Annotated in this window: 16 protein-coding genes; 11 read left to right on the top strand and 5 right to left on the bottom strand. The window is 56.6% G+C overall.

Going from position 1 to position 17,398, the window contains the following annotated elements; all coding sequences use genetic code 11:
• The first annotated feature begins 6 nt into the window (after window positions 1–6).
• Together B723_RS04410 and B723_RS04405 are read left to right on the top strand one after the other, a co-directional pair.
• Window positions 7–1,167 (top strand): NAD(P)/FAD-dependent oxidoreductase, encoded by a 1,161-nt coding sequence (locus B723_RS04410; protein ID WP_052909677.1) that lies wholly within the window; start codon window positions 7–9, stop codon window positions 1,165–1,167.
• 192 nt (window positions 1,168–1,359) lie between these two features.
• Window positions 1,360–1,635 carry an HU family DNA-binding protein gene (locus B723_RS04405; RefSeq protein WP_003213368.1) on the top strand — a complete coding sequence of 92 codons (276 nt, stop codon included), beginning with the start codon at window positions 1,360–1,362 and terminating at the stop codon, window positions 1,633–1,635.
• Between the two features lie 88 nt (window positions 1,636–1,723).
• On the opposite strand, the gene B723_RS04400 is transcribed toward B723_RS04405, so the two are convergent.
• The 5 genes from B723_RS04400 to tssI form a co-directional block, all read right to left on the bottom strand.
• The gene (locus B723_RS04400) at window positions 1,724–2,119 is read right to left on the bottom strand and encodes a DUF6124 family protein (RefSeq protein WP_017341546.1); all 396 of its coding nucleotides are present in this window, start codon (window positions 2,117–2,119) and stop codon (window positions 1,724–1,726) included.
• A 416-nt stretch (window positions 2,120–2,535) separates the two neighbouring features.
• The gene (locus B723_RS04395; protein WP_017341545.1) at window positions 2,536–2,895 is read right to left on the bottom strand and encodes a hypothetical protein; all 360 of its coding nucleotides are present in this window, start codon (window positions 2,893–2,895) and stop codon (window positions 2,536–2,538) included.
• A gap of 13 nt (window positions 2,896–2,908) precedes the next feature.
• The gene (locus B723_RS04390; protein WP_017341544.1) at window positions 2,909–3,616 is read right to left on the bottom strand and encodes a DUF2931 family protein; all 708 of its coding nucleotides are present in this window, start codon (window positions 3,614–3,616) and stop codon (window positions 2,909–2,911) included.
• Complete coding sequence (locus tag B723_RS04385) at window positions 3,603–4,271, bottom strand: DUF2931 family protein (RefSeq protein ID WP_017341543.1); 669 nt, start codon at window positions 4,269–4,271, stop codon at window positions 3,603–3,605. Before B723_RS04385 ends, B723_RS04390 begins: the two co-directional genes overlap by 14 nt.
• A complete protein-coding gene (gene tssI / locus B723_RS04380) occupies window positions 4,264–7,686 on the bottom strand; it encodes a type VI secretion system tip protein TssI/VgrG (protein ID WP_031319182.1) in 3,423 nt (1,140 codons plus the stop codon). The genes B723_RS04385 and tssI overlap by 8 nt, the downstream gene beginning before the upstream one ends.
• Before the next feature lie 676 nt (window positions 7,687–8,362).
• On the opposite strand from tssI, the gene tssA reads away from it, so the two are divergent.
• The 9 genes from tssA to tssG all read left to right on the top strand — a co-directional run bounded on the left by tssA (window position 8,363) and on the right by tssG (window position 17,387).
• Entirely contained in the window at window positions 8,363–9,919 is a 1,557-nt protein-coding gene (gene tssA / locus B723_RS04375) for a type VI secretion system protein TssA (protein WP_017341542.1), read from the top strand.
• Window positions 9,920–9,951: 32 nt separating this feature from the next.
• Complete coding sequence (gene tssB / locus B723_RS04370; protein ID WP_010465292.1) at window positions 9,952–10,455, top strand: type VI secretion system contractile sheath small subunit; 504 nt, start codon at window positions 9,952–9,954, stop codon at window positions 10,453–10,455.
• A 25-nt stretch (window positions 10,456–10,480) separates the two neighbouring features.
• On the top strand, window positions 10,481–11,956 hold the full coding sequence (gene tssC, locus B723_RS04365) for a type VI secretion system contractile sheath large subunit (RefSeq protein WP_017341541.1): 1,476 nt from the start codon (window positions 10,481–10,483) through the stop codon (window positions 11,954–11,956).
• Between the two features lie 14 nt (window positions 11,957–11,970).
• Window positions 11,971–12,378, top strand: coding sequence for a type VI secretion system baseplate subunit TssE (gene tssE, locus B723_RS04360; protein ID WP_008150080.1), 408 nt, complete (start codon window positions 11,971–11,973; stop codon window positions 12,376–12,378).
• A 10-nt stretch (window positions 12,379–12,388) separates the two neighbouring features.
• Complete coding sequence (locus B723_RS04355; RefSeq protein WP_017341540.1) at window positions 12,389–12,901, top strand: PAAR domain-containing protein; 513 nt, start codon at window positions 12,389–12,391, stop codon at window positions 12,899–12,901.
• Window positions 12,898–13,737: a hypothetical protein gene (locus B723_RS04350; RefSeq protein ID WP_238588307.1), complete on the top strand. Its 840-nt coding sequence runs from the start codon at window positions 12,898–12,900 to the stop codon at window positions 13,735–13,737. The genes B723_RS04355 and B723_RS04350 overlap by 4 nt, the downstream gene beginning before the upstream one ends.
• Window positions 13,738–14,062: 325 nt before the next feature.
• A complete protein-coding gene (locus B723_RS04340) occupies window positions 14,063–14,503 on the top strand; it encodes a hypothetical protein (protein ID WP_193393004.1) in 441 nt (146 codons plus the stop codon).
• A gap of 125 nt (window positions 14,504–14,628) precedes the next feature.
• Window positions 14,629–16,416: a type VI secretion system baseplate subunit TssF gene (gene tssF / locus B723_RS04335; RefSeq protein WP_017341536.1), complete on the top strand. Its 1,788-nt coding sequence runs from the start codon at window positions 14,629–14,631 to the stop codon at window positions 16,414–16,416.
• A complete protein-coding gene (gene tssG / locus B723_RS04330; protein ID WP_031319179.1) occupies window positions 16,380–17,387 on the top strand; it encodes a type VI secretion system baseplate subunit TssG in 1,008 nt (335 codons plus the stop codon). The genes tssF and tssG overlap by 37 nt, the downstream gene beginning before the upstream one ends.
• Window positions 17,388–17,398 lie beyond the last annotated feature (11 nt).

The raw sequence follows: 17,398 nt of genomic DNA, 5'->3' as shown, positions 1-17,398 counted from the left end.
TAAGGAATGAACGCACCTGTCGTGATCGTCGGCACCGGGCTGGCTGGCTACAACCTGGCCCGGGAGTTTCGCAAACTCGATAGCGAAACCCCGCTGCTGCTGATTACCGCCGATGACGGACGCTCCTACTCCAAGCCGATGCTCTCCACGGGCTTCGGCAAAAACAAAGACGCCGACGGCCTGAGCATGGCCGAACCGGGCGCCATGGCCGAACAGTTGAAGGCCGAAGTGCGCACTCACACGCGCATCAGCGGCATCGACCCGGGGCACAAGCGCCTGTGGATCGGTGAAGAGTCGGTGATCTACCGCGACCTGATCCTGGCCTGGGGCGCCGAAACCGTGCGCGTGCCCATCGAAGGCGATGCGGCGGACGCCGTGTTCCCGATCAACGACCTCGAAGACTACGCACGCTTTCGTGCGGCAGCGGCCGGCAAGCGTCGGGTGTTGTTGCTCGGTGCCGGTCTGATCGGCTGTGAATTCGCCAACGACCTGATCCTCGGCGGTTACGAGGTGCAACTGGTTGCACCGTGCGAACAGGTCATGCCGACGCTGCTGCACCCGGCGGCAGCCGCTGCGGTCCAGGCCGGGCTGGAGAGTCTGGGAGCACGTTTCCACCTCGGGCCGGTGCTCAACCGTTTGCAGCGTGTTGAAGAGGGATTGGAAGCGCATCTGTCAGACGGTCAGGTCATCCCTTGCGACGTGGTGGTGTCCGCCATTGGCCTGCGTCCGCGCATCGACCTGGCGGCCGCGGCCGGTGTGCAGGTCAATCGTGGCGTGATGGTCGACCGTCACCTGAAAACCTCTCACGCCAATATCTACGCCTTGGGCGACTGCGCCGAAGTCGATGGGCTGAACCTGCTGTACGTCATGCCCCTCATGAGCTGGCTCATGAGCTGTGCGAGAGCGCTGGCCCAGACCCTCGTCGGAAACCCGACAGCGGTGAGCTATGGCGCGATGCCAATCACCGTCAAAACGCCGGTCTGCCCGCTGGTGGTTTCACCGCCGCCACGAGGTCTGGAGGGTGTGTGGACCGTCGAAGGGCAGGGCGCCGACCTCAAGGTTTTATGCCGCGATGCAGCCGGGAAACTGCTTGGTTATGCCCTGACAGGCACGGCGGTGATGGAAAAACTCGCACTGAACAAAGAACTTCCACCGCTGCTGGCGTAAATACCGGTCGTTCTGTCGGAATCACCCCGCTTTTGCCCCTACAAACGTCGCGCCGAGACTGGCGCGGCTCTTCCGTGCGTGCCATTCTCACTCCCGTCTGCCGCAGAGTAGAGCACCTGCGGCGCTTTGGGCGCTGTTCCAACGAGAACAGCACGGACATAACAACAAAAAACCGTCAAAGGGGCTTCACTAATGCGTAAACCAGAACTCGCCGCAGCAATTGCTGAAAAAGCAGATCTCACCAAAGAGCAGGCCAACCGCGTACTTAACGCCGTTCTCGAAGAAATCACCGGCGCTCTGCACCGCAAGGACAGCGTGACGCTGGTAGGCTTCGGCACCTTCCTGCAACGCCACCGCGGAGCCCGCACCGGCAAAAACCCGCAAACCGGTGAGCCCGTGAAAATCAAGGCCAGCAACACCGTTGCATTCAAGCCAGGCAAATCGTTGAAAGACAGCGTCAATCCGTAACACCGACCGACTTCCCGCGTAGCGCGGGAGCGGAATAAGAAATGGGCACGCCAACTGGGTTGGGTGCCCATTTTTTTGTGGGTGCGGTTTAGCTGATGCGGTTTTGTTGCTGGGCGAAAATTGCTGCCATTTCCGGTTCGTCCAGATGATCCAGCGCTCGCTCCACCAACAAATGTACGCCGTCGGCCATGCGGCTGAGCGCCAGGGCTACGGAGCGGCGTGAGCCGTCCACATTGTCGGCGAGGTCGGCGGCGATAGCGCTGATGGACAGCAGATCTTCCGAGGCGTTGGCGAGGAGGGCTTCCGTGTTAATGCCGGGGCAGACAGCGAAGAGTTGGCCGTTGCGCTTTGGTGGCTTGGGTTCGGCTGGGGGGAAGTGATGGTCGAGGGCGCGCTCGGCGGCTTCGTTGAGTTTGTTTGAGTCGGGGCTTTCGTAGGGGGAGATTGGGTCGGCGTCTGGCGGGTTGGGTGTGACCTTGAACATGATCTTCAATTCCTTGAGTGATGCCGACACCACTTCGCCGACTAAACGAAGGGGTGGCAGCTGTGCTCAGGTTAGTCGGACCGGGGAATTGAAGAAGCCGGCGCACCCAAGGGTGCCCTACGCACAGCCGCCATCAAACTCAGGCACGAATACCTGTCTGACGGATGCTCATGCATCTTCAATTACCAGCGGGCGACTAAACCCGATCACTGATGAGCAGTGACACGAACCAAGTTACCGACCAGCCCCAAGGCGCACAAGCCGGCGGATTCTGGCGTAGCCGTAGGCAACGACGCAAGGTGTTGTAGCTTGCAGGACGTAACCTTGAGGCGTTTTAAACAAGCGCTGTCGAGCGGTGTTTAATCCGCAGAACAGCAGCGCCAGCGCGTCAACAAAATCTTCACAGGCCGAGCGGATTAATGACGGCGAAAGCATGCTTTGCCATTGCCAAAATCGACCGCGAGGCAGTTGGGCTCAATGGCCAATTGGAGGTCGTCAAACAATACGCCCAAATTATTTTCGGGAGGCCGAGAGGCGGTGTCAGTCTTTAGCGTTACGGTATTGTCCTCGACATGCCAACTCCCTTTTGCAATACCGTCAGCGCTTCCATAAGCGATCCCTCCGGAAAAAGTACCGTCCTTTTGCAGCAGCAATTCCGCCCCCATTTCCATTGCGCCGTACAAAAAATAATGTCCTTCCAGCGACTTGGAATCTGCTGCCGCGTAAGCAAAGGGCTGCCACATAAGTGCTGCGAAAAAAAATGTTCTGAAATCCATGTAATGACTCTCCTTACCAGCTTCCAAATGGAATGCAGAATTTTTCGATGTAGGTTTTGGACTCGGGTGACAAAGGCAGAGCATAACGGCCTTCATTTTTTCCCTGAGAGGGACCTTGTTTATTGACGGTGCCCACTACCCGAACAATCTCGACCGCCATCAGACAAGGACCGCCTAACCAGACCTTGGCAATACCGCCCGGCGCTGGACCAATGCCAATATCTTCGCGGTAGTCTGTGATCCACTTACCGTCCGCTCTGCAAAAAGCTTTTTCAGGTTTACGCATGATCTCCCGCGCTGATTCGGGAATGACGATGTACGCCTCGTAGGTTTGTGGTTCCACCAGCGATTGCCAGCGTACGTAGATCAACCGTGGTAGATCGGCGCCGGTGAAATGGCGACCTTTTCCACCCCCGTTACTGCTGACCCATCCTCTGGCAATACCCCGATTATTCGGAGGTTTTGGCACAGAGGCGATACCGCCTCCCGCGCCTCGGAATACTCGCTCCTTTATATCCACCACGTCTGCAGTTTCAATCCAAACCTCCTTGTAAGCGGGCGCTGAAAATCCTAGGAACCAAGGTGATTTTTTCTCCGATTGCGCGAAGCTTTGCGAGCTGAATGCCAGCAGCAATCCAACCAACAGGCCGGTGTATTTCTTGATTGGCTTGGCCGGCTTGATGATCGGCGAGGCCGCGGAGTAGTGGTTACCAAGAGCCATAAGGAATCCCGAACTGTTCGATGTAAGTCCTGGATATTTCAGACAAGGGCCGATGCTTACCACCGGATTTGCCTTCATAAGGGCCCTTAGGGTTTATTGTCCCGACTGTCCGAATTATCTCGATAGCGTCCAGGCAGGCACCGCCAAGCCAGACTTTGGCTATGCCGCCCGGAGCCAAACCAATGCCGATGTTGTCACGGGATTCGGTAATCCATTCGGCCCCGAAGCTGCAAAACGCCTTTTCAGGTTTGCGCATAATTTCCCGTGCGGATTCGGGAATAACTATGTAGGCCTCATAGGTTTGCGGTTCCGCCAGCGATTGCCAGCGCACATAGATCAGACGGGGCAGATCTGCACCAGTGACATACCTACCCTTACCAGCACCGTTACTGCTGACCCATCCTTTGGCAATACCCTGATTATTTGGGGGCTTTGGAACAGAGGCTATACCACCTCCCGCACCTCGGAATACCCGCTCTTGGATATCCACTACGTCTGCGGTTTCAATCCAGACGTCCATATAAGCCGGCGCTGAAAAACCCAAGAACCAAGGTAGCTCCTTACCGGGTTGGGCGAAGCTCTGCGAGCCACCAGTAAAAAGAACCCCAAACAGTAAGCCTGTGCATTTGGCGAACAGGCAGACGGACTTATTCATTGGGATGCACCACACGCTTGTTGTCTTTAGCTGGTCGGTTGATAAAAACAACGTTTATGTCGCTGCTATTGAAATCTTTGGCTGCGTTCCAGTTAGCGGAAAGGTGGATGTAGCGACTGCGTAACAGTGCTCTTTCTTCAATCGTCAATCCTTCGATCTGTGTGTCGCCTAGGGCATAGGCTTGTAGCTTTTTGTGGATGGATACCAAATCTAAAGGTAGGGCTAGTTTCGGGTCATTGGCATCGATGAGGTCAAAAGGAACATCGTGTCTAGCTGCCAACTCACGCATGATCCGCAAATACACCAACGACAGTTCGCCACGAACCGGGCGTTCGATAGAGGCAGCTGCAAAAACCTCTTTCTGTGGAATGGTCTTGGATCCGTCTGGCCTTTTTGAGTGAGGCAGCCGCCTTTCCCAAGACGCCACTTTGATTTTGTTACGCGGACCTTCGAAGTCGATTACGCCTTTTTCATACCAAGCGGATACCTCTTTTTCGGCAGAAACGTAAGCGGCACTGCGGGTTGCATCCATGCTCTCGCTCACGGTGCTTGTTAAGGGCTTACCCAGCAGGAGTTTTTCATTGGCTATTGGCAAATAACCACCGCCAAGGTCTGAGTGCACACCGGGCAAAACCAGGTCTGTATCACCGAGGCTGTTGAGGGCGAAGTTTTCACGGACTTCGTCTCGCGCGACCAGGTGCACAATCTTATTGGCACAGTCGTCCGGGAGTCTGAGATTGAGGAAGGGGTTTCTGCTGTTGGCGCCAGTGAGGTCTAGCACCCACGGGTTGGCGATCGAGGCAACGGTATCGAACAGACCGATAAAGTTGATAGCCGCATCTATTTTTGGCCGCCATGTAAAATTTTTAGCCAAGCCTTCAAAGCCGCTAGGAAAACTTTTGGCAAGAACGCCTTGATTACCCTTAAGCACTTCGTTCGCGAAATGCCTCGCCGCTGCGGCGCCTCTGCTGAATCCGAAAATATCGAACTCAATCCGTTCTATTACCAATTCCGGGTTGCGTGCTCTTAGCTGCCGTATCTGCTCGCCGATAAGCACCGGACTCTGCTCGACCCGGGAAACCACCCCAGTTTCACCCAACCCCGTTGCTTGGGAGTAACGTGAGTCTTCACCACCACTCGTGGTCCCGATGCCCTCAACATAAATGGCGATCGATGTCTTCGTTGCTTCTGGTGACAGCGTTTCGTCCACTCGGTCCTCATAAAGTTTGTAAAGCCGCACAATATTGCTCACATCATTCCCATAACTATTGTCCGGCGAGCTCCCGTTGCCGTCATACCCATAAGCAGCGCAATACTTCTGTACCTCCTCTGCTGCCTCCTCCAGTTTGGCATCCGGTGCATAACACGCTGCCACAGTTTCGCTGTTGGCTTTGTTGTTGCCCGTGCCATCGAAGAACACCCCGATTCGCAACGTAATCCCTTCCTCTTCAACTTCCTCCTCTTCTTCCTCCAGCTCATCCTCTTCCAACGGCGCAGGCACAACGGCCGCCAACAACCCCGCCACCGTCCCCGGCAACAACGCATGCGCCGCTATCCCCGCCACCGGTGAACCACCGACCTCAACCTCGCTACTGCTGAACACCCCACCCGCATCGATCACGACGTGGTGACCACCGGCCTTCAACGTAATACTGGCGCCCGCGTCCAGCACCAGATTGGCGCCAGCCTTGATATGAACGTGCTCACCAGCCTCAACCAACAACGCTTCGCCAATCCGGTTGTGGCTACTCCCGGCAATTTGCAGATAGTCGCTGGCCTTGAGTTGAACCTTGCGATCCGCCGTGACCGTGCGATGTTCTTCAGCGCCGAGCAACGCGATGCTGTTTCCCTTGATGGTTTCCTGGCGTTCATTCCCCACGTCCAGTCGGCTGTCGTTCCCGACCTTCTGTTCCATATCCCGCTGAGCACGCAGGTAGATCAACTCCTGCCCGGCGCGGTCTTCAATCGACAGTTCGTTGTAGCCACCGGTTTGCGGCGAGCTGTGGCTGCGCAGTACCGTTCGGGTTTTGTTTTCGGGCAAGGGGTAGGGCGCCGGCGTGACCTTGTTGATCAGGCAACCGGTGATCAGCGGGTTGTCAGGATTGCCTTCGAGGTACGTGACGAGCACTTCCATACCCACACGCGGTATGGTCACCGCGCCAAAGTTTTCCCCCGCCCAACTGGACGCCACCCGCAACCAACAGCTGCTTTTCTCGGTGTTGTGCTCCGCGCGGTCCCAGTGGAATTCGACTTTGACGCGGCCATATTCATCGCAGTAAATCTCTTCGCCGACGGGCCCGGTGACGCGCGCGGTCTGGCAGACCAGCGCTGGACGTGGTGCCGGCAGTGGAGGCCGATAAAACACGTCCCAGGGAATCGCGCTGAAACTATTGCGGTAGCCCTGGGTAAAACCGTCCTCAGCGTCGGTGATTGACTCTTCAAGCACCTGAGGTTGTTTTCCAGAATGAATGACGCTGAGCAGCAGCCAGAGATCGTTGTACGTTTCACGTGGGTGATCCGTCAGGCTGAAAAAGTGACCGCTGCGCAGGCACGGCTGATCGCTTTTGCCCTCCGCTAATTGATAGTCGGTGCGGTGCCGCTCCAGCGCTTGCCGAGCGAGCTGTTTGCCGAGTTTTTCATTCTCGAAAAACAGTGGGTAACGATAGTCCTCAAGCTCGGGGCTGAACTCGGCGATGAAGCGACTTTCCAGCAGCGCGCTTGGGCGTTTCGGGTCGTAGTTTCGGCGAGTGACTTTGCTGGGACGGGTGCTGTAACGCATGGAAAACTGGCTGATGACCGGATGCTCCGCCACCATGCCAGCGTCTTGCAGATAAAGCGTTTCACCCAATTTTGGAAAGGCGGTCTGGTCATCGCTGAACACCAGCACATGACCTTCCCGGGAATGCCGGTGATGCCATGCAATGCCATCCTCGGCGCACAGTCGCCGTACGAACTCAAAATCACTTTCCCCGTATTGGGTGCAGTACTCGCGCTCGGGACTCGTTCTGACGTGAAAGGAAAACGCATCGGCCTGAATGCCGTGCCCCTTGAGTACCCGAGCGATGATTTGCGGCGCCGTCTGGCCCTGGAAAATCCGATGATCATGACTGAACTGCAGGTCGTGTAGCGCTGGTACCAGGTTCATGCGATAGCGCGTCAGGCGTTTGCCGACATCGCCTACGAAAACCCCGTCGATATGGCCATGAATGCCTTCGCCGTTGAGGCCGAACTGGAGAAATGCGGGTTGGCTTAGCAAGCTCTCCAGATCGAAATCCAGGTACTCACTGACCAGTTCGATGTGAATCGAGTACAAGGCGCTGATGGTTTCAGTGCCTTCAAATGCCAGCACTTTAAAATCGTTGCGAACCGTCGGGATCGTAAGGGTGAATTGCGCGGCATTGGCGGGTGCGAACATGCGCTTATCCTTTTGCTTTCGAGTGGCTCGTCCTTAAGCCAAGAGAGAAAAACGCGACGACCGAACCATGTCCGGCTTTAGGAAGTCGTCAAAATGCCGGGCACGCTAACAAGGCCTCCAAAGTATTGATGTAGGAGGGATCCTGAAGCGAAGTATGAAATTTCCGTGATACTGAAAGTTCCATTCTGGAACTTTGTGTTAATTATAAAATGCCATCATTATGATGGCACTTTTCTTGTCGACTGTTGTCACTCATCGATTTATTCATTGCGATCAGTAACATTTCAGAAGGCTCCTACATTCTTCCTTTTATATTTTTGGCATGCTTCACGTCCGCCTCAGGGAGTGCATAGGCAATGAATACGGGATTTATTCAGGATGAGAGGCTGGATGGCTCTATCTCAACGGTTTTCGGCCTGCTGGCCGAACAATAAACAGTTGAGCCGATCTCAGGGATTCCCTTGCTATATATAGGGAAATCTCCTAGGAGTGATAAACACACTTTGTCTTATTGTTTACTCGGGTGCTTGCTAGTGGCCATCATCGTGAGTACGATGCGCCCACTTTGTAAGAGCACGATCTCAATTGGATGAGACTCTTCGCAGCTCTTCGTTACCGTCCCTCGCCGTTGGAATTCCAATGGGCGTATGACCGTAATCCAAACTAAAGGCCATGGATGTCCTACTCAAGCAAACTTTCTGCTCATTACCTTGAACTCGCAAAAGTCTCTGTTTCCAAAGAGAATTTCGCGGGCGAGGATGTTCGCTTCTCGAGCGAATATGAAGCACTGGAAAGTGAGCTGGCCAAAGCCTCGTCCATGCACGAAAGCGGTCAGATCGACTGGCTGAAAATCCGTGAAAACAGCGAAAACCTGCTGCGTACCCAATCCAAGGATTTGCGCGTCGGCGCCTGGCTGACCTGGGCGCTGTACCAGCGCGAATCCTTTCAAGGCCTGCTCGCCGGCCTCGGTTTGCTGCACTACCTGTGCGAAAGCCACTGGGCCGACGTCCACCCGAACAAGGCCCGCACGCGCTCCGCTGCGATCAGTTGGCTGGTGCCGCGTCTTGAGCAGGTGCTGACCGAAAATATCGCGATCAAAGAGCAGTTGCCGATGTTCCGGCGGCTGGTCGAACACCTTGAGGGCCTCGACGCCGCGTGCACCGAGCATCTGGGCGATGACGCGCCGTTGCTGCTGCCGATCTCCCGCCGCCTGAAAAACATGGTGCAACGCGCCGCCGACAACCAGCCGGAGCCCGGCGTGGTCGGTGCTGCGGTGGCTCAGGTCAAACAAGTCGCGACACAACTGTTAACGCCCGGCGCGCCGATCGACAACGAAAAAGAAGCCCACAAGGCCCTGCGCGCCCAGCAGGAAAGCGCCCGTCCGTTGTGTGCCTGGTGGCTCAAGCAAAAAGCCACCGACCTGCGCGCCCTGCGCCTCAATCGCACGTTGCTGTGGTTGCCCATCGACGCCGTCCCTGAACGCAACGCTGAACAGATCACCGTGCTGCGCGGTTTGCCGGCCGACAAGCTCAAGGCCTATCAGGACCGTTACGATCAGGGCAAATACGCCGACCTGCTGGTGGAACTGGAGGCGAGCCTGGCGAAGGCACCGTTCTGGTTCGATGGCCAGCGAATGGTCTGGGAATGTCTCCAGGCATTGAACGCCGACATGGCAATGCGCGAAGTGGAAATCCACTTCGCGCTTTTGGTTCAGCGCCTGCCTGGCATCGTCGAGTTGCGTTTCCATGACGGTGCTCCGTTCGCCGATCCGGCCACCCGTGCCTGGGTCAGCGCCAATGTCATGCCGCACCTGCAAAGCGCCAGTGCGCCGCGCAAGGTCGAAGTCGCCGACACCCAGCCGGCCTGGGAACTGGCCCTGGAAGAAGTCCTGCCGATTCTGCGCAAGGACGGCCTCAAGGCTGCCGTGCAAATCCTCAAGCAGGGCCTGCAAAGTGCCCACGGCGGGCGCGTCCGATTCTTCTGGCAGTTCGCCCTCGCGCGGCTGTGCTTAATGGCCAAGAAATACGAACTGGCCAAGACCCAACTCGAAACCCTCGACCAAACATTACAGGACTCAGGCCTGCACGCCTGGGAGCCCGATCTTGCGCTGGAAGTGCTGCATTTACTGCATAGCTGCTGCGAGTTGTTGCCGCAGAACCATGCCGTACGTGAACGCAAGGAAGAGATTTATCGCAGGCTGTGCCACCTCGATCTCGAAGTGGTACTCGAATAGGCCCCAGGGCCACAACCGCAAGGAGAAAAGCCATGGCCAAAGAAGGCTCGGTAGCCCCCAAGGAACGCATCAACGTCACCTTCAAACCTGCCACCGGTGGTGCCCAGGAAGAGATTGAACTGCCGTTGAAACTACTGGCAATCGGTGACTACACCCACCGCAAGGACGAACGCAAGGTCGAAGATCGCAAGCCGATCAGCATCGACAAAATGACTTTCGACGAAGTGCTGGCCAAGCAAGAGCTGAGCCTGACGCTGAGCGTGCCAAATCGTCTTCAGGAAGAAGGCGACACTGAAGAACTGGCCGTGAAACTGCGCGTCAACTCGATGAAGGACTTCAACCCGGCCTCGCTGGTCGAGCAAGTGCCCGAGCTGAAAAAACTGATGGAACTGCGCGACGCACTGGTGGCCCTCAAAGGCCCGCTGGGTAACGCGCCTGCGTTCCGCAAAGCCATCGAAGGCGTACTCGCCGACGACGAATCCCGCGGTCGCGTACTGGGTGAGCTGGGCCTGAACGCCGCAGCCCAGGACGCCTGAGTCTCCATCAGCCAAGGAAGCCAACATGAGCACGAGTGCAGCGCAGCAAAAGAGTAACGAGAACGGCGAATACAGCATTCTCGACAGCATCATCGCCGAAACCCGCCTGACGCCGGACGACGAAGCCTACGACATTGCCAAGCGCGGTGTGTCGGCCTTCATCGAAGAGCTGCTCAAGCCGCAGAACAACGGTGAGCCGGTCAAGAAAGCCATGGTTGACCGCATGATCGCCGAGATCGATGCCAAGCTCAGCCGTCAGATGGACGAGATCCTCCACCACCCGGACTTCCAGTCCCTGGAATCGTCGTGGCGTGGTCTGCAGTTGCTGGTCGACCGCACCAACTTCCGCGAAAACATCAAGATCGAAATCCTCAACGTCTCCAAAGAAGACCTGCTGGACGATTTCGAAGATTCGCCGGAAGTGATGCAGGCCGGCCTGTACAAGCACATCTACACCGCTGAATACGGCCAGTTCGGTGGCCAGCCTGTGGGCGCGATCATCGCTAACTACTTCATGTCCCCAAGCTCGCCAGACGTGAAGCTGATGCAGTACGTGTCCAGCGTTGCCTGTATGTCCCACGCGCCGTTCATTGCCGCGGCCGGCCCGAAATTCTTCGGCCTGGAAAGCTTCACCGGCCTGCCGGACCTGAAGGATCTGAAAGATCACTTCGAAGGCCCGCAATTCGCCAAATGGCAGAGCTTCCGCCAATCGGAAGACTCCCGTTACGTTGGCCTGACCGTGCCGCGTTTCCTGCTGCGTAACCCGTACGACCCGGAAGAAAACCCGGTCAAATCGTTCGTGTACAAAGAAACCGTCGCCAACAGCCACGAGCACTACCTGTGGGGCAACACCGCCTACGCGTTCGGCACCAAGCTGACCGACAGCTTCGCCAAATTCCGCTGGTGCCCGAACATCATCGGCCCGCAGAGCGGTGGTGCGGTTGAAGACCTGCCGTTGCACCACTTCGAAAGCATGGGCGAAATCGAAACCAAGATTCCTACCGAGGTTCTGGTTTCCGACCGTCGTGAATACGAACTGGCCGAGGAAGGCTTCATTTCCCTGACCATGCGCAAAGGCTCCGACAACGCGGCGTTCTTCTCCGCGAGCTCGGTGCAGAAGCCGAAGTTCTTCGGCATCAGCGCAGAAGGCAAGGCCGCAGAGCTGAACTACAAGCTCGGCACCCAACTGCCGTACATGATGATCGTCAACCGCCTGGCTCACTACTTGAAAGTGCTGCAGCGCGAGCAACTCGGTTCGTGGAAAGAACGTACCGACCTCGAGCTGGAACTGAACAAGTGGATCCGCCAGTACGTGGCCGACCAGGAAAACCCAAGCGCCGAAGTCCGTGGCCGTCGTCCGCTGCGCGCTGCCCAGATCATCGTCAGCGATGTCGAAGGCGAGCCTGGCTGGTACCGCGTCAGCCTGAACGTGCGCCCGCACTTCAAGTACATGGGTGCCGATTTCACCCTGTCGCTGGTTGGCAAGCTGGACAAAGAGTAAGCGGAGCCTAACTCATGACTGGATACGGCAGCCTTTTCGAACGCCTGGGTGGCGACGCGGACAAACGCGTCGGCTGGAGCCGCGAGGTCTCCGCCATGGCGTCCGTGGCTGCCCATCTGGCCAAGATGCTCAGCACCCGTGCGGGCAGCGTGCAAACGCTGTCCGATTACGGGCTACCCGATCTCAATGACATGCGTCTGAGCCTGCACGACTCCCTGAGTCAGGCCCGTCTGGCCATCGAAAATTTCATCGAAGCCTACGAGCCACGCCTGAGCAATGTGCGTGTCATCTCCCTGCCGCGTGATCACGATCAGCTTCGCCTGTCCTTCAGCATCGAAGGCCTGCTGGAAGTTGATGGTTTCAAGCGTCAGGTCAGTTTCGCCGCGCGCCTGGATGGCAGCGGTCAAGTCAAGGTCAACTAAGGAGATTCGTATGTCCGGCAAACCCGCAGCCCGCGTATCCGACCCCACCGCTTGCCCGCTCCCCGGCCACGGCACCAACCCGATCGCCGCCGGTTCCGGCGACGTCTTCTTCGACGGCCTCGCGGCCGCCCGCCAAGGCGATGCCTCGGCGTGTGGTGGTGCGATGGTTGGCGATCTTGCGACAACGGTTTTGATTAATGGGAAACCGGCGGCCACCGTGGGTTCTGTTGGCACTCATGGCAACAAGGTTACGGCTGGGTCCGGGACGGTGATTATCGGGAATTCGCATTCGGCGGTGCCGTTTGTTCCGCCGGTTCCGTTGATGCTGTTTTCTCATACTCAACATGTCGTGATGAAAGATCAGGACGGAAACCCTCTTCAGGATATTCCCTATCAAATTAGAAACGCGAAAGGTGAAATGATCTCAGGTAGCACTGATGCGATGGGCCGAACTCAACTAGTCGGTGGCAAAGAGGGTGAAAAGTTCGATTTCTTCGCAGCCATTAAAGGGGTGATGAGTTGAGCGTAGTCATTACACCGCAGGCTATGAGCAAAGGCATCGAGTTTACCGGTGTCAATCTGACCCCGAAAGCGGAAAAAACGGGCGCGACAGTTGTTCTAAAAGTTTTTTGGAAGACAACTGCATTTTGGTCTGATTCAGATATTGCCGAGTACCACGAGCAGGCTCCGAACATTATCGAGCGCTTGATGGTAGAACAGTACTGGAACAGAGAGGGTGCGGTAAGTAATAACAAATTCACTTGTGAGGACTTTGCGCTCAGAGTGCTCTGTGAGTTTGCGAGCAAGCGAGGGCTTCCAGTTGTGTTGAAGACGGGTGTCAGGACATACAAGAACATGGAAGTCTATAACCCGGAGCAACATGATAAATACAGTTCGACCATGTACGGTTTTTCGGAAATGGTGATGTTGACATATGGTGCGCCAGACATGCAGCGAGTTGACGAGAATACCGTGGCCGTTGCAGAAGTCGGCGTATTGAAACCTGGCGATATTCTCGCGCTCATTCGCGATATTCCCATGAAAACCCGGGCGCACCACATTCAGATGGCTTTCAAGGTGGCCGCCACTAGAGTTGATATCAGGCAGGGAAATACCGGTGGATGGAGTACTCAGCCATGGACCGCTGTCCGAAATGTCATGGGAAAAAACATGGCAGACCCTCAAAATGAGGGTTATGCGGGAATGCCGATTGAGTCTGGTTACTTTGAGAAGGTTGTAGTGGGTTGGGATTATCACAATCTGTCGGCCAATTCATTTAAAAATGATTACCTGAAAAACTTCGACTTGTTTCGTTGGAATTTTTTCGAGTTTAACGGTATGTGCGGGAAGCCGGCGTAAGTCGGATGGATTTCACAATAAAGGATGGGTGAGATGGATTTTGACGTTTACCTTGGGGTTGTTGCAGACAGTCTTTTTTTCGGTTGTTTGGCATTGCTTTGTTTGCTCTTGGCTGTCAGTGGAATCTCATCAAAAATTCGCAATAACTGGATTCACAGGTTCTTGACATTCGTATGTCTGATGTCGATTCCGGTAATCGAATTGATCGGTAGTTACTACGCTAATTTGCCTCCGGCTTAGAGGCAATTATTGATCTGGTGCGGGTTTTTAACTCAACGCAAAAAAGGGGGCTGTCCCCATTGTTTTGGTTAAGCGAGAGTGGGGAATGATGCCTGGGTTCAGCAGTTTATTTGTTGGTAAGCATCGAAAAGGTATTCGCCGAGCAGTTGTGTTGCTCGTAGCTCTTTCTGTGCTGCTGTTTTCTGTTGTCAGTACGATGAAAAACTATCCAGCCAGTTCGACAGTAGTCAGTCCTTCTGGCCGGTATATTTTGGAGAACGTTAGGGTTGGGAGGATCCTCACGCTTGGTGGAATGGCTTATTTGAGAGTGATTGATAGGCAAAACCCACAAGAGGTTTACCGTACACCTCTGTACGACACTCAATCACTGGATATGAGGGTGACCGAAGATGACGAAACTGTCGGCATTGCCTGGATCTATTTCAATAGAGACAAAAAAACGTTCGACATCGCCATGCCCCAGTGGGAATCGCATTGGCTGAATATGTTTATCAGCAACACCCCTTATGTACACATTGAAAACTGACCCCCCGCATGAGCCATTGCGCTGGCCCAAGCCAACCTGCAGGTGCCATGCAGCGGTCAAGTCGGATATCGAGCGTAATCCAAAGGACAGTTTTTTAATGAGTTCCACTACCAGGCAGGTACCCCGTGTCCTTTAACCACTACTACCAAAGCGAACTCACCGCACTTCGCCAGTTAGGTCGTCGATTCGCCGAGCGTAGCCCGGCGTTGGCGCCTTTCCTGGGTCAGGCCGGGCGGGATCCGGACGTGGAGCGGTTGCTGGAAGGTTTTGCATTCCTGACCGGTCGCCTGCGCCAGAAGCTCGACGATGAACTGCCGGAGCTCAGCCACTCCCTGATGCACCTGCTGTGGCCCAACTACATGCGGCCGCTGCCGGCGTTCAGCATTTTGCAGTTCGATCCGTTGAAGCGTTCCGGGCCTGCGTTGATGGTCGAGCGCGACACGCCAGTCGAGAGCGTGCCGATCGATGACGTGCGTTGCCGCTTCCGCACCTGCTACCCGACCGAGGTCTTGCCGCTGGATCTGGCCGCGCTGAATTACTCGGTGAAGGGCGACGGTTCGCTGTTGAGCCTGCGCCTGGAGATGAGCGCAGATGGTCACTTGGGCGAGCTGGAGCTGAGTCGTCTGCGTCTGCACTTCGCCGGCGAGCGCTACATCAGCCAGATGCTTTACCTGAGCCTGCTGCGTAACCTGGAAGGCATCGAACTGATCCCGCTCGACGGCGCCGGCAAGCCCATCAACGGCGTCAACGGCACGCCAATGGCGTTCAAAATGCCCGGCGACCGCGTGCAGCCGGTGGGGTTTGCCGAAGAAGAAGCGTTGATCCCGTATCCGCTGAACACCTTCCGCGGCTATCGCTACTTGCAGGAATACTTCGCCTTCCAGGACAAATTTCTCTTCGTTGATATCAACGGTCTGGACCTGCTCAAAGCCTTGCCGGAAGACACGCTCAAGCAAATGCGTGGCCTCGAATTGCGCTTTGACATTCGCAAGAGCGGCATCATGCGGATGCGTCCGACCCTGGACAACGTGAAGCTCTACTGCACGCCCATCGTCAACCTGTTCAAGCACGACGCACTGCCGATCCGCCTCGACGGCAAGCAGGACGAATACCTGCTGCTGCCGGCCGAATTCGATTTGCAAAACTGCGGCGTGTTCTCGGTGGAAACCGTGACCGGCTGGAAACCCGGCGGCCTCGGTTATCAGGAGTACGTGCCGTTCGAGTCCTTCGAGCACGACCCGAGTTTCGACGTGCCCAACAGCCGCCCGCATTACAGCATTCGCCAGCGTTCGTCCTCGTTGCACGACGGCCTCGACACTTACCTGAGCTTCGGCATCCGTCACACCGAAGCCCACGAAACCCTGTCGATCGAGCTGATGTGCACCAACCAGAATCTGCCCAAAAAGCTCAAGCTCGGTGACATCAGCATGGCATGCGAGGACACGCCGGAGTTCCTGAGCTTCCGCAACATCACCCCGGCCACGTCGAGCTTCGCGCCGCCGCTGAACCGCGACTTCCTCTGGAAGCTGATCAGCAACATGTCGCTTAACTATCTGTCGCTGGCCGACGTCAATGCGTTGAAGGTGATTCTCGAAACCTACGACCTGCCGCGCTATTACGACCAGCACGCGGAGAAAGTCAGCAAACGCCTGCTCGGCGGGCTCAAGTCGATCAAGCACCAGCATGTCGATCGACTGCACCGAGGGTTGCCGGTTCGCGGGTTGCGCACCGAGCTGACCATCGATCCGGAAGGGTATATCGGCGAGGGCGACCTGTTCGTGTTCGCTTCGGTTCTCAACGAGTTTTTCGCGCTTTACGCCAGTCTCAATTCGTACCACGAGCTGCGGGTAAAAAGTACACAAGGAGAGGTGTACCAATGGACACCACGTATGGGCCTTCAGCCGCTTCTTTAAGCGGACTGACCCGAGGAATACGCGAGTACTCGCTGTTTCAGGCCGTGCTGCTGGTGGTTGACCGGCTGCGCGAGGCCCACCCGCACCTGAGCGAAGACGACCTGTACGACCAGCTGGAATTCCAGGCCAACCCGAGCCTGGGTTTCCCCGGCAGCGACGTCGATCGTGTGGAGTTTTTCCACGAGCAGGGGCAGATGCGCGCGCGCCTGCGCTTCAACCTGATCGGCCTGGTCGGCTCCGGTTCGCCGCTGCCGGCGTTCTACGGCGAGCAGGCGTTAGGCGACAGCGAAGACGGCAACCCGACCCGCCACTTCCTCGACCTGTTTCACCATCGCCTGCAACGGCTGATGCTGCCGATCTGGCGCAAGTACCGCTACCGCGCCAGCTTCCAGAGCGGCGCGCTCGATCCATTTTCGGCGCAGCTGTTTGCCTTGATCGGCCTCGGCGGCGAAGAGATCCGCAAGGCCCAGGAACTCAACTGGAAACGCCTGCTGCCGTACCTCGGTCTGCTCAGTTTGCGGGCGCACTCGGCGGCGCTGATCGAAGCGGTGCTGCGTTACTACTTCAAGCACGCCGAACTGACCATCGAGCAGTGCATCGAGCGTCGTGTGGAAATTCTCGACGAGCAGCGCAATCGGCTGGGCCGCGCCAACAGCCTGCTCGGCGAAGACCTGGTGCTGGGCGAACACGTACGCGACCGCAGCGGCAAATTCCGTATCCACATCCGCGAGCTCGACTGGCAGCGCTTTCACGAATTCCTGCCGATCGGTTTCGGCTACCAGCCGCTGTGCGCGCTGGTGCGGTTCACCCTGCGTGACCCGCTCGATTACGACATTCGCCTGGTGTTGCGCCAGGAAGAAATCCGCGAACTGCGCATCGGTGAGCAGAACGCCTGTCGCCTGGGATGGACCAGTTGGCTGGGCCGCGAAAAAGCGGACGGCGTGGTGACCCTGGGCAGCAAAATTCATTAAGGACAGATGAC

Origin of the sequence: Pseudomonas fluorescens NCIMB 11764 (genome assembly GCF_000293885.2) — a bacterium.
GTDB classification, from domain to species: Bacteria; Pseudomonadota; Gammaproteobacteria; order Pseudomonadales; family Pseudomonadaceae; genus Aquipseudomonas; species Aquipseudomonas fluorescens_B.
Note: the sequence above shows the minus strand (reverse complement) of the source record. Positions and strands in the feature narration are given on the sequence as shown.